Annotated in this window: 13 protein-coding genes and 1 tRNA gene; all 14 read right to left on the bottom strand. The window is 24.3% G+C overall.

Annotated features, from left to right (window positions below; translation table 4 throughout):
- Positions 1-879: a PstC family ABC transporter permease gene (locus JTY60_RS01170; protein ID WP_434414825.1), complete on the bottom strand. Its 879-nt coding sequence runs from the start codon at positions 877-879 to the stop codon at positions 1-3.
- Positions 872-2,005 carry a PstS family phosphate ABC transporter substrate-binding protein gene (locus tag JTY60_RS01165; protein ID WP_434414824.1) on the bottom strand — a complete coding sequence of 378 codons (1,134 nt, stop codon included), beginning with the start codon at positions 2,003-2,005 and terminating at the stop codon, positions 872-874. The genes JTY60_RS01170 and JTY60_RS01165 overlap by 8 nt, the downstream gene beginning before the upstream one ends.
- Positions 2,006-2,011: 6 nt before the next feature.
- Positions 2,012-3,676 (bottom strand): hypothetical protein, encoded by a 1,665-nt coding sequence (locus tag JTY60_RS01160; protein WP_434414823.1) that lies wholly within the window; start codon positions 3,674-3,676, stop codon positions 2,012-2,014.
- Complete coding sequence (locus tag JTY60_RS01155; RefSeq protein WP_434414822.1) at positions 3,677-5,689, bottom strand: ATP-dependent helicase; 2,013 nt, start codon at positions 5,687-5,689, stop codon at positions 3,677-3,679.
- Positions 5,682-6,263, bottom strand: a complete 582-nt coding sequence (locus JTY60_RS01150; protein WP_434414821.1) for an RDD family protein — start codon at positions 6,261-6,263, stop codon at positions 5,682-5,684. The genes JTY60_RS01155 and JTY60_RS01150 overlap by 8 nt, the downstream gene beginning before the upstream one ends.
- Complete coding sequence (locus JTY60_RS01145; RefSeq protein WP_434414820.1) at positions 6,256-7,248, bottom strand: hypothetical protein; 993 nt, start codon at positions 7,246-7,248, stop codon at positions 6,256-6,258. Before JTY60_RS01145 ends, JTY60_RS01150 begins: the two co-directional genes overlap by 8 nt.
- Before the next feature lie 7 nt (positions 7,249-7,255).
- Positions 7,256-8,440 (bottom strand): iron-containing alcohol dehydrogenase, encoded by a 1,185-nt coding sequence (locus JTY60_RS01140; protein WP_434414819.1) that lies wholly within the window; start codon positions 8,438-8,440, stop codon positions 7,256-7,258.
- A gap of 15 nt (positions 8,441-8,455) precedes the next feature.
- On the bottom strand, positions 8,456-9,724 hold the full coding sequence (gene asnS, locus JTY60_RS01135; protein WP_434414818.1) for an asparagine--tRNA ligase: 1,269 nt from the start codon (positions 9,722-9,724) through the stop codon (positions 8,456-8,458).
- Positions 9,725-10,201, bottom strand: coding sequence for a hypothetical protein (locus tag JTY60_RS01130; RefSeq protein WP_434414817.1), 477 nt, complete (start codon positions 10,199-10,201; stop codon positions 9,725-9,727).
- Positions 10,191-11,141, bottom strand: coding sequence for a hypothetical protein (locus JTY60_RS01125; RefSeq protein ID WP_434414816.1), 951 nt, complete (start codon positions 11,139-11,141; stop codon positions 10,191-10,193). Before JTY60_RS01125 ends, JTY60_RS01130 begins: the two co-directional genes overlap by 11 nt.
- Positions 11,116-11,670, bottom strand: a complete 555-nt coding sequence (locus JTY60_RS01120) for a hypothetical protein (RefSeq protein ID WP_434414815.1) — start codon at positions 11,668-11,670, stop codon at positions 11,116-11,118. The genes JTY60_RS01125 and JTY60_RS01120 overlap by 26 nt, the downstream gene beginning before the upstream one ends.
- A 13-nt stretch (positions 11,671-11,683) precedes the next feature.
- Positions 11,684-11,758: transfer RNA gene (locus JTY60_RS01115), tRNA-His, on the bottom strand.
- 32 nt (positions 11,759-11,790) lie between these two features.
- Entirely contained in the window at positions 11,791-13,215 is a 1,425-nt protein-coding gene (locus tag JTY60_RS01110; RefSeq protein ID WP_434414814.1) for a Sapep family Mn(2+)-dependent dipeptidase, read from the bottom strand.
- A gap of 30 nt (positions 13,216-13,245) precedes the next feature.
- Positions 13,246-14,022, bottom strand: coding sequence for a type III pantothenate kinase (locus JTY60_RS01105; protein ID WP_434414813.1), 777 nt, complete (start codon positions 14,020-14,022; stop codon positions 13,246-13,248).

Below are 14,022 nucleotides of genomic sequence, written 5' to 3'. Positions count from 1 at the left end.
TTACTCGTGTTTTTCGATAATGTTTTTATGAATTGATAAAGATATTATATTTAAAATTGTTACTAAAATTAACAATACAAGCCCTAAGGCGTAAAGAGCTTTTAAGTGACTTCCAGTAGCCTCTAAAAAGTCCATCAAAATAATTGAAGTAATTGTAGAACCATGTGAACCTAAAAAATTATCTCAAAAATGTTTTAAATCAGGTAAATTTACACTATTACCAATTACCATTGAAACCGCCATTGCCTCACCAACTGCTCTAGCAATTCCAATAATTAATCCAACAAGAACAGAACTTCCAACCATCTTTAAAGCAATTCGAAATAAATAATTAATTCTTGTACAACCAAGAGCAAAAGCATTGTCTCTAATTTCTTTTTCAATTGAATTTAACCCAATGTTGATAAAAGAGACAATTAAGGGCAAAATCATAAAAGTTAAAATAATTGATGCTGAAAAGATTGATAAACCAAAAAATTTAGATATTACAATTAAACCAAAAAAACCAAAAACAACTGAAGGTATTCCAGCCAATAATTGAATTAAAGAATTTAAAAATTTTTTAATTTTTTTACTGCAAAATTCATAAATAAAAAGCGCTGAACCAATTGACAATGGTAAAGCAAATAAAATTGTTAAAAGAGTTGTTGTTAAAGTACCGATTAGAAAAGGTAGCATTGAATAAACATGATTTACAGGATCTCATTTTCAAGAAAACAATAATTTTAATCCAGAAAATCCCTTAAAAAATAAAAAGCCAAAAAGTAAAAAAATTAAAATACCAATAAAAATTAAAAAGCCATAAAAAAGTACTTTAACAAAAAAATCAATATTTTTTCGATATCTTTGATAACTACTAGAAATTTGAATATTATTCACTTCACCACCATGGTTTTCTTATAGAATCTGGATTCTCTGTAAATAATTTAAAAATACATTCTTGTTGCTTATCATTTTTATTAATACACTTATTAAAAGATTTTTTTTCAAATTTTGAATCGTTTAGATCATAATAAAAATTATTCCCATCATACACCGGTAAGTATTGTGCTTTTGCAACAATATCTTGTTTAGTAAAAATAAAATGAATATAATTTTTTATTGTCTTAATATTTGCTTCGTTTAAGGAAATAATTAAATTTAATGAATGTCAAAATAAATAATAATTAGAATGTGTTTTTGAATTTGGATCTTCAACGGATTCATAAATTTTTTTGTCAACATCTTCTTTAATTTTTTGAATAGTTTCTTGATCAGTTGCACCTTTATCACTACTTGGAGTAAAAATTGTACCTTTATCTGTTTTTAAATCTGGCAATATTAATTTATCTTGAATAATTTCATCTAAATATGCTAATTGTGCATAACCAATTGATCCTGGGGTATTTTCTAAAAGATCGATCATTTGTGTGTTGGAGTTAATAACATTGCAGGATGATGAAAAATTAATTTTAATGTTATTGTTATATTTTTTCAAAGCATTGCTAAAAGAATCTAAGGTACCACTACCACTTTCTCGATTAAACAATGTTATTTTTAAATTTGGAAGTTCTGTTGCCACATCCCTTCAATTAGTTATATTTCCTTCATAAATTTTAATTAATTTACTAATATCAAGCAATAAAGTTTTATTGCCTAAATCACCTAAATTTGCAATAATTAAAATTCCATCATATGCAATGGGAAAAGTTGATAGTTGTTTAGATACTCAAACTGATTGATTGTGTTCATCATTTGAGGGATTTCTTGAAGCATTACCGATATTTGTAAGTCCTTTTTGAATCATATTTACCCCAACAGTACTACCACCACCTGCAACTGCAATTTTGGTATCTGATGTATGGTAATAATTATCTCCAAGTTTTTCCATTAACGGCAAAACTGTGGTACTACCAATCGAATAAATAATATTTTTTGTTGGAAAAAGAAAAATTAAGATTAAAAAAAGTGACAAGCAAAAAAGTTTTAAAAAATATTTAAAAAAGTTGGCGATTGACCTGTGCATTTAAATTTAAGAAACAGAAAGACTTTTTTTAATTTTATAGTAATTGCAATTAATTTTTTTATCAAAAAAATATTTTGCATAATTATTTTTTTGATCGGTAGAAATTATTAAATGGATTTTGTTGTCTTTGCAGAAATTTGCAAAAAAAATTAATTGATTGAAAGTATTAAAGTTGTTAATGGCATTGTCTACATATGATTTTCGAATTAAAACAAATTTTGGATGAATTTTTAGGATTAAATTATATCTAATAGGATCAATTTTCCCAGTAACAAAACAAATTTCAAAGGAATTTTTTTTTAGTTTATTGATTGCATCAATAAATAAAGGTGACAAATAAAAATTTTTATCAATTTGCAAGACAGGGACAATATTTTCTTTTTCATACATTTTAAATATTTTTAATAAATTGTCAACTTCAAAAAATGTTCCATAACACAAAGAAAAAAAGACATAAGCTTTTTTTAAAGCTAATTCAGATTTAATTTTTTTGGTTTTTAATAAAATGTTTGAAAAAAATTTTCGATCATACTTTAATTTAAATTCATCGTTTTGAAAAAAAATATTTAAGTAATCGCTAAAAAATTTTTTAACTTTTTTTTCTCCAGCCATATAAATGTGATCATATAAAAATCCCAAAGTGTTCCCTTTTTGATCAACAATTAAATTGTCTAAAGAGAAATCTTGCTCTTCTAAAATTTTTTTTTCAATTTGAAAGTATTTCCCTGCAACTGACTTGTCTTGCAAATTGTAAACAACAAAAAGGGTTTTGTTTTTTTTTGCAAGAATAGCGGCAAACTCACTATTATTAAAAAAATCAGAAACATCAATGCTTTTGTTTTTTTCTGGATAATAAATTCCTACATATATTGAAAAAAAATTAAATTTAAAAAAGTATCCATTTAATTTTTTTTCAACTAATTTCATAATTTTTAAAATTTTTTTTAAAGATAATCCATAAGAAAACATTTTGTAAGTGTTTTTTTCAAATTTTGCAATGTAAATTCTTGAAAGAAATAATTTATAAAATAAAGACAAAATATAATTTACTTTTTCTTCAAAAAAAACGTTTTCAAAAGCAACTTCTTGATAGTTTTTGTTAATCGATAAAGTAAAAAAATAAAAATTTTTAGATAATTTTTTTTTAATAATTATATGATTAATTTTTAAAAGAAAGTCAACTTTTGATAAAAGATATTTTTTTTGATTGATTTCTTTTTTTAAAAAAATATTTAAATATTTTTTTTTAAATGAAGTAATTTTATTTACCGGAATTAAAGTGCAATAAACTTTTTTTTTATTAGTATCAGTAAAAATAAAATTTAATTCAAACTTGTGATCATTCCCATATTTATCAATTAGTTCAATTAAAATAAAGTTGTATTTCTCATATAAATTTTCAATATTGGAAAAAATAAATTTTAATAAAAAGTAGTTCCTAGAAATTAAAATATTAAAAAAACTATCGTAAAAATATCTTGTGCCTGACTGAAAAAAAATATTTTCTTGAAAAAATTTTAAAGTTTTTTTTTCATAATTAATTTCAAAAGAAATAGGAAAAATTTTTTTAACTTGAAAAAATGAAAGTAAATTATCATAATACAAACGATAAAGGGCAAAAATTAAAATAACAATAAAGATACATGTGGTAACAAGGGCAATAATATTCATTTATTTTTTTTTTGTTTCTCAAGTTGTCATTTCACTTATAAATTTATTCGTTTTAGATCTTGCTAAATAAAAGAAATTAGCTTTTGTATGGCCGTCATTTGAAGAAACAAAAAGGGTTGTTTTTGCTCTTGTTAAAGCAACAAAAATAATTCTTCTTTCCTCTTCGATCCTTTTAAGGGTCGAACGAATGGTCGCTTTATCTGTCAAATCAAAAATAAAAACAGTGTTAAATTCTAAACCTTTTGCTTGATGAATTGTTGAAAGGGTGATTTTGTTTTCATCATCACTTTTACTATCCATTCCTGAAACAAAAAAATTTTCAATATAATCACTAATATTTTCTAAATTGTAATTTGGAATATTAAAATGAATTAGTTCTTCAATAAAAATATTTAAATTATTTTTTTGTTCTGGGGTTTGGTTTTTAAAAAAATTTAAGTCATCAAATAATTGATGCAAAACAATGTTTGTTGGTAGTTTATCGCTTTTTTTTAAATATTCTTGTCAAATTAAATAAAATTTATTTAGTAATTTAATTTGTTGTGGTAAAAAAATTTCTTTTAAATTATCTTCATTTCAAAATAAATCATCAATTTCTCAATGAGAATTAACAAGTTTTAAAATTGTTTTATCACCAATATTTAAAGGAATGGCTCTAATTTCTAAAATTTTTGAAAAATATAATTTACTTTTTCTTGCCATAAAAAGTAAGCAATAAATTGCTGATTTAATAATTTTTTGATTTAAAAAACTGTTGGTTCTAAAAATTTGATAAGGAATTTTTTGTTCAATTAAAAATTTTTCTAAAAAAGAAATGGCTCTGTTTGTTCTTGTAAGGCAAATAATATCTTTTGGTAAAACAATTTTTTCCTTTAATAATTCCTTAATCCTTAAACTTAAATACTTTAATTCTTCATCTTGAGTGTCAAAATGTTTAATATGTACTTTGCCGTCAGGAAGTTTTGAAAAAAGATCTTTTTTATATCTGTTTTTATTATATGAAATTAAACTATTTGCATAACTTAAAATGTTATTTCCAGAACGATAATTTTGATTTAATACAATAACTTTAATTTCATCTGGTTTAAAATTTTCATCAATTTTTTTAAGTAAAATGTCAATATTTGCTCTTCTTCACTCATAAATGCATTGATCTGGATCACCAACAACAAAAAGTGATTTAATATTATTTGTCTTGATTAATAATTCTAAGATTTCATACTGAATTTCATCGATATCTTGAAACTCATCAATTAAGATGTAATTAAAGTAATTGGTAAGGGAATATCTAAATTCTTTATTTTCTTCCAAAAGTAGTTTTGATAATAAAATAATGTCAAAATAATCAACAGAAATTTCATGAATTGAAGAATGAAATTTTTTTCGAAAATAAATAATTGTTAAGGCAAAAAGAATTTGTTGTATTTCTGGTCAGCTTCTTACAAAAAAATTTTTTGATTCAAAAAATTCGTTTAATGTTTTTTTACAATTTTTATACAAATATTCATAATAATCAACTAAGAGTTCTTCTAGTAATCTAGAAACGGTATCTTTATCTTCAAAAAATTTATCATTATAAAAAAGTTTGTATTTATCAATAAAATTAATAAATTCTTCATCTTTTGCTTGTTTTTTTACAGATGACAAGGTTAAAATATCATCATCAATAACGGTAATTCTTTTTCCATATTTATCAAAATAACTTCTTAAAACATTATTCAAACAAAATGAATGAAAGGTTGCAATGTTTGATAATGAGGAATTGCTGTAAATATTTAATCTTGTTTTTACTTTCGTTTGAAGATTTTTTACTGCTCTTGTGTTGTAGGCAATACAGAGAATTTTTGCAAAAGAAACATTTAATTTTTCTTTAATATAAATAAGTCTTTCAACCAAAACAGTAGTTTTACCACTACCTGCTCCAGCAATAATTTTAATTAATTTATATTCATCTGAAAATATTGATGCCTTTTGTTGGTTGTTTAAATAAAGCAAGTTCGAATAATTATTCATATGATTTTATTTTTGAAGAAAAAATAGAAAACTTCGATTTTTTTGAATTAGTTTTTTCATTATAAACTGTTTCAAGGTCTAAATCTACTAATTTTACCAAAAATATATGAGAAATTTTTTCCGTGATCGAACTAGTTTTTAAAAAAAATAAATTTGAAAATAGGCAAATAATGGCAAAAATATAAAAAGTTATGTAAAGATATTGAAAAAAAGCCAGAAAAAAATTAAAATAGTTCGCAGTAGCATAAAAAAATAGGCATAAAAATGGCAAAATATTTACAAACAACTCTAATTTTAAAAGACCAACAAATTGATCTAACTTTTTCGTTGAAGTAAATAAATATTTTAGTTTCATTATTTTTCTTCCTGGGGTAATTTTAAAGAAAAAAGGGATTAAAACAAAATAAGTAAAGTTCCCTGAAAAGAAACAAAATGTGATCAAAATTAATAACAATTTGTTCTCATTTTCATGAAAAGAAAAACCATTAATAAAAAAATAAAATAATAAATAAAGAGAAAATAAAATTAAATAGTCAATTAAAAAACTAAAAAATCTAGATAAATAGTTAGTCATTTAAAAAATAGGAAAAATTATTTTTTTTCAATATTTCAATTTGTTTTTCTAAGTTGTTGTTGTAAATTACATTAAAAAAATCGGTAAAATAATGATTTTGTAAATAAACATGTTCCTCTTTAAAAAAATTTTTAATAATTTTTTGAATTTCAAGAAAAAGATTTTCTTTTTCATTTTCATTGTAAGTAATTTTATTTTCAAGAAAAAGAAAGTAAATAAAGGACATATCTAATAAAAACAAGCAAAGAAGATTTGTTTTTACTTTTTGATAAAAAGATAAAAAGTTAATGTATTGAATAATGTTGTGTCAAATTAAAATTCTTTTTTCAATATATTCATATTTTGTTGGATGAATTTCATAACAAACTTTGGTTTTGTTTCAATGAAAAAGATTTTTCGCAAAACGGAATGTTTTTACAATGTAAAACACCCCACTACCTTTTAAATAATAAAATTTTAAGTTAAATTTTTTTAAAAAATTAACCGAAAACATTTTTGAAAACAAAAAAAATGAAATATGATCAAAAATTTTTTCATTTAAAAAAAAGTTGTTGCCAAAAGTTAAATTGGCGACATAATCTTTTTTACGAAAATAAATTTTATCATTCATCGAAAAATTGTGTGATAATTCAACAATATCAAAAGTATTTTTTTCTAAATAATCAGTGTTTTTGTAAAAATCTTTTAAAAGATAGCAATTTCCAGACAAGAAAATAATATATTTTGAATGACATTGAGAAATTGAAAAATTATATAAAAATTTTTTATTGTTTTTTCCATTTAAAATAATAATTTTTTTACAAATTAAAGGATATTTTTTTAAGACACCGAGAAAAATTTTTAAATTTTCTTTAGAAACATTTGATAAAAGAAAGAAAAATTCTAATTTTTTATGATTATTATTGCTAATTGATGACTCAATGTTTTTTAGTTTTCTTAAAAAATTATTATTGGATAAATAAAAGGAAAAGCAACAGAAATACATTAATTAATTAGTAACATTCTTGATAAATTTTTTTAATTTCTTCAAAATCTAGGGGTTTGACAAAACCAATTTTATCATATTTATAATCCAAATTTTTTCTGTCAAATGCCTTCATGGACATAATATCAATATCGTATTCTTTTACACCAAAATCACGTAATTTTGAAAAACTTCCTCAACTTACAAAGAGTTCTAAAAGTTTATCGGCTAATAAATCAACATCTTTTAAAGAATTAACTTCAATATTTAGTAATTTTCCAAGTTTTTGGTACTTTTCCATCCACATAACATTTTTTAAATGTTTAATAATTCTTGGAAAAATAACTGCTAAAGTTGCCCCGTGGGTTGCGTCATACATCGCTGAAACTGGATGTCCTAAAGTGTGAGTTTCTCACCCTGTAGTGTTAAATTTGGAACAACTTAGTAACCCATTTAAGGCGAAACTAGAAGCTAATAAGATTTCACTTCGGGCGTTTAAATCTTTGGGTTTTGAAAGAACAATTTTTGTATTGTCAATCACAGTTTTAATAATTGCGAGTGTTAAGTTGTCAATTAAGTCGGTGTTTTTTTCAGTGCTAAAGTATTGCTCTAGGCAATGTGAAATGATATCTATACTACCACAAACTGTATGTCAGCGATTGACAGATAAGGTATAAGAAGGATCTAAAATGGCAAATTTTGGCACAATTCTTGGATCATTAATTGATCTTTTTGACTGCTCTTGTTCATTTGTAACCACAGCGTTGCCATTATTTTCACTCCCTGTTGCTGCAAGAGTTAAAACAGCCCCAACTGGAAGGGGTTGATAATCATATTCATTTTTACAAAATAATTCTCATGGAGCACTTTTTGACTGACTGCATGCAGCAACTGCTTTTGCTAAATCAATAACACTACCACCACCAACTGCTAAAATAAAGTCAATATTATTTTGTTTTACTAATTTGATCCCCAAATTTAACGAGTCTAAGGTTGGATTTGGTTTAATCCCACTTAACTCTCAGAATTTACAAGATGAAGTCTTTAAAATTTTAATAACTTCATCATAAATGCCATTTTTTTTAATTGACTCTCTTCCATAACAAAAAAGAATTCTTTTTACTTGGTGATTTTTTAGTTCATCTAAAATATTTTCAATTGAATTTTGCCCAAAATATAATTTTGTGTTGTAAAAATAAACAAAGTTTTTCATAATAATTTTTTTCCTTTAAAATAAAAGATTTTGATACGATCTAGGAAACGGAATAACATCTTTAATGTTTTCAATTCCCGTAAAATACATCACCAATCTTTCAAATCCAAGCCCATATCCAGCACTGTTAAATGATCCTTGTTTTCTTAAATTTAAATACCAATCGAGATTTTTTGGAAGATTTTTTGAACTAAGAAGATTAAGGTCTGTTTCTCTTTCGCTTCCCCCAACAAGTTCCCCAATTCCATCTAATAAAATATCAAAGCAAGCAACAGTTTTTTGATCATTGTTTAACTTCATATAAAACGGTTTGATTTCTTTTGGATAATCATAAATAAAAACCAAAGGATTATATAAATATTTTACAAGATATTTTTCAACTTCAGTGTCAAAATCAAAACCTCAAGCAAAATTTTTATCTAAAAAAATTTTTTGTTCAGATTGCAATTGTTGTAATTTGTTTAAAACTTCTAAATAACTTACTTTTAAAATTTTAATGTTTTTTAATTGTTCAATTTTATTAATCAAATCAATATTTTTAATTTTTTCAATAATTTTTAATTCATTTTGACAATTTTTTAACACTTCTCTGGCAACAAAATCTAAGTATTTTTCCACATTTAAAAGCATTTCTTCTTTTGAAGAAAAATTTTTTTCAATTTCTAACATCCAAAACTCTGCTAAATGTCTTTGAGTGTTTGATTTTTCCGAACGAAAGGCAGGATTAAAACAGAATACTTTGTTGAAAACAATTGCAAATGGTTCGAGATGTAGTTGTCCAGAAACAGTTAAAAAACTTTGTTTATTAAAAAATTCTGGATCTAAAGAAAAAGTGTCTCCAGCACCCTCAGCATCATTGGTTGTAAAAATAGGAGTTGATACATTTACAAAATTTTCTTGATCAAAAAATTTAAAAGTTGCCATTGTAAGACAAGATCTAATTTTAAAAACTGAAAAAAAAATATTGGTAAAAGGTCTTAAATGTGGAACTTGACGCAAAAAATCTAAGGTGTGATATTTTTTTTGAATTAAAAAATTATTTTCACCATCAGATAAGATTTCAAGTGATGAAATAACAAAATCTTTTTTATAATTTTTTTCTTGATATGAGCCGCGAATTTTTACAATTGAATTAATTTTTAATTGTTTTACTAAGGAAAAATCTTTATTGTCATCAAAAATTATTCCCTCAAAACCTAAATCTGACCCATCAGTTAAGTGAATAAAAACAAGTTTTTTAAAAACCCGAAAATTTTTTACTCTAAAAATTTTTTTATCAACCATTTAAAAGGATTTGTCTTCTCGATATTTATTGTCTTTTAAATCTGCTTCTACAGGTTTTTTTGCTCCCTCTTTGGTAGGTTTTTCATTTTCTTCTTCCAAAACTTTGGCGTCAACTTCAACTAAATCTAAAGTTTTTTCATTGTTATCAAAGTTAATGTTTTCGTCTTGATTTTCAAAAAACTCTTTAAATTTTTCATTATTTAAATCAAATAATTTTTGAATATTATCAGAGTCTACTCCATATTTTTTGTAAAAAAAATGTTTTGCGGTAAGAACAAAAATAATTAAAGAAAAGATTGGAAGGATTAGAAAAAAAATTTTTAATCAATAAAAATTTGGTAAAAAAATAAAAAGTGAAATGGCAATAATTCAGGGAATTGGAAAAATAAATAAGATAAAAAGAAAGGAAATAACAATTCTTCAAACTTTTCAATTTTTAATTTGGTTCGTAAAATAATCAATATTTTTATCTTTCATTTTTTTCCTTTTCAGAAGCATTACTAATAATTAATCTCGCTAAATAACCAATCATAAGAGCGTTATCGGTGCAATGATTGTCTTTTGCAAAAAGACAATTTGAAAAATTTTTTAAACATAAATTTTGTAAAAATTTGTTGCAAGCAACACCACCACCTATTGTTAAATATTTTACCTTGTTTTTGCCTAATTTTTTTAACAACAAAACATTTTTTAAGATTTTGATCGTGTATTGAAAAATTTCTTCTTGAAAAGAATAACAAAAATTGTAAATATTTAAATTTTGTTCCCTTTCAATGATTCGGTATGATTGTGATAAAAAACCACTAAAAGAAAAATAATCAATCGTCTTGGGAAAGGTAAATTGAAACTCTTTTTTTCCTTTAATTGCAAGACATTCCATTGTTTTCCCTGAGGGATAGGGTAACTTTAGTTTGTTGCCAACTCTATCAAATACATGTCCGATCGGATTGTCGTTTTTTTCTACAATTTTTATCGGATTTTCAAAATCTTGAAAATAATATCCAACGCTATTAGCCCCACTTAAAACAATTCCCACGAAAGGAAAGAAATTGGTTGCTTTATGATCAAAAAATGGAATGAATGCGTGAGCATATAAATGGTTTATGGGAATTATTTTGCAATTAAATAAGTACTTAAAGGTTAAAGCAATTGTTTTTGAAAATATTAAACAAGGCTCTAGTCCTTCAAAACTAGAATATGCAAAATAATCAATTTCTTTTAAATTAAGTTCCTTAATAACCTTAAAAATTAATTTTTGGAGGTTTATGATGTGCTCTTTTACAGCATCTGATAAAATTACGCCACCATGTTTTGCATGTGAAGTCTGAGTTATCGTTTCAAAGAAAATCCATTTATCATCTTTAAAAACAGCAACTGAAGTATCATCACAACTAGCCTCTAAAGCAAAAATAATCATCTGTTATTGGCCTTTTATATTTGTTTGCATTAATAAAAAAATAATCAGCAATGTTTTCTCTTTGATTGTCGGTTTGAACCGCATCTTTTGGATATTTTTTTATTAATTCGAAAAAATCTTGGTTGTTTAAAGTTTTTTTTTCAAAAAGTTGGGTTTTTTTGTTAAAAAGCAAAAAATTATATTTTTTTTTCACATCATTAAAGGCAGAAATTTGTGTTTTTTTACAAATTTGTAAGTATAAACTGTCAACGAAAAAAAATTTTGTTTTGGAATTAAAAAATTTTCAACAAGTAATTAAAGAAAAAGCAATCATATTCCCAACAATTGAACCGGACAATTGAGAAATAATAATTTCAGATACTTCTTCTAGATTAATATTTTTTTCTTTTAAAAACTGAAAAAGATAGTCAATTGCCACATCTGAATGTGGTTCTTTAAATTTTTTAAAGGAAGAAAAATAAATTTTTTGTTCTTTTACAACAATGATATTTATTGATTTAGTTGAAAGATCAAAAATAACTTGGTACATTAAATAAATAAAATGGGGCGAGTGGTGGGAATTGAACCCACGATGCTAGGGCCACAGACTAGTGCGTTGACCATTTCGCCACACTCGCCATAAATTAATTTTAATAAAAAATGAGAAAAATTAATTTAAATTACCACACTCTTCGACGACATTACAAAATATCTCAATTGATAAAAGAAGATTGTTGATATTAATTCTTTCGTTTGGTTTGTGCTCTGTGCCCTCTTCTGTTGGAAATAAAAGTCCAAAGGCAACACAATTTGGAATTGATCTAGCGTAAGTTCCCCCACCAGTTACAATTGGTTTGCTTGTATAATCACCACTAATTTTTTGATAGTTATTTAAAAAAATTTGTTTGAATTTGTTGTCGTCATCAATTTTATAACCAGGAACATGATTAAATTTTAATTTTGGTTTGTTTTTAAAGTGTTTTTCGAGAATAAATAATAAGTTTGACAAAATATTTTCTTTTTTTTGCACGCTTGGATGACGAATATCAAGTCCTAAAGTAATATTATTTTTTTCAAAATAACAAAGATTTAAACTAATTGTTAGTTCTTCTTCTAATTTGTCATAATAATTAATTTCTAAAGATTTCCCGTAATGATCTTCGTGGAAATATCCAGCAATAAAATGAGCAAGAGGATCCGACTTCATAGATTGTAAAAAACTCATTAAATATGTAAGTGCATTTTTGCCCTCTTGAGGTGCAGATCCGTGGGCTGTTTTCCCAATACTGTAAATTCTAATTAAACCATTATCTAAAAGTTCATAACGAATCTTAATAAAGTAATTTTTTTCTTTAAAAATATCAATTCATTCATCAACTTGTCATTTTGCAACATCAATATCTACATAACATTTACCAGGTACAACATTCATCGCCCCATAAACTTTAATATCTTTAATGTAAGTTTTTACATTGCTAAGGGTAATTAACACATGAGTAATACTTTTTTCGACAGCAACTAAAGGAAAAACACAATCTGGTGTAAAGGCAATAAGTGGTGGTTTATGAGCTTTAAAGAAACTTTTAGCACAATCACTTCCATTTTCTTCGTTGCCGCCAATAAACAAAGTAAAATTGTATTTTGATTTAATGCCAAGTTTTTTTAAAATTTTTAGTGTGTAAAATGAAGCAATTAAAGGACCTTTGTCATCAATTGCTCCTCTACCATAAAGAAATCCGTTTTCAATTTCACCACTTAAGGGATCAAATTTTCAATTATCATTGTGAAATGGAACGGTATCGATATGGGTTGCCATCATAATCGTATCTTGATAATCTTTTTTGTCTTGTAAAGGTAAATAACTAATTATTGCAGCTTTTCCTTCATATTCATAATAATAAAAACCATTATCTTCAGCCAACTTTTTAATAAAGTTAAAACCTTTACGAACATTTTTTCCATAAGGCATATGATTCTTTAAATCAACTGAATCTTTATCTAAAGTTGTGTCAATATTAATAATACTTTTTAAGTCTCTTAAAATATTGTCTTTTTCATTTTTAATTTCTTGAAAAAATTTTGTTTTTAATCCCATATATTACTCACTTTATTTTTATTATTTTACTTATTTTTTTACAAAATAATTTAAATTTTTATTTAAAAAATTTAAAAGTCCTTTAAGAACTAAGTTGCCAATTTTAATGTATTTTTTTGATAATAAAAATTTTACATGTTTTGCGTTTCCGCCAGTTAAATAGCAAATTGGCTTTTGATATTCATAAGAATTAGCAATTAATTCGCAAAAACCAGCAGTTTGATATAAACTTCCATTTTCAATTGCTGTCTTTGTATCTTGTTTTACTAAAAAAGAAAATCGATCAAATCTTAATTTTTCAGAAGTTAATAAAGAACAATAATTTAAAATTTCTTTTGAGGCTGGTTCTAGACCTAAGGCAAATAAACAACCATCAAAAACATTGTTTTTAATAAAAATTGCAACATTAGCAGTTCCTAGAGAAAAAATTAATTTATTTGAAAAAACATCAGTTTCTGAAAAATAATAGCACATTGCAAGAATATCTGAACCAACTTCAGAAATATCGATTAATTTATTAGCTAAAATTCTTGTTTTTGTTGCTTCTAATAAGTCTTTAAAAAACATTATTTTTGAATTATTTAAAGCAACTAATTTTTTTGTGATTTTAGATACTACTGAAGAAAAAATTATAAAATCATAATTATTTTCTAAAATTAAATCAACAAAAAAGGAACTTGTTTCAAAGTTTTGAGTTACCAAACTTGTTTCAATGTATGAAATGTCTTTTAAAAAATATTTATTATTTAAAAATTCTGCTTTTCCAACTTTTATGTAGGCATTACCTATATCTAAAAGTAAAATCAT

It is taken from the genome of symbiont of Argiope bruennichi, from assembly GCF_051094275.1.
Classification (GTDB): domain Bacteria; phylum Bacillota_I; class Bacilli_A; order Mycoplasmatales; family SG1.
Note: the sequence above shows the minus strand (reverse complement) of the source record. Positions and strands in the feature narration are given on the sequence as shown.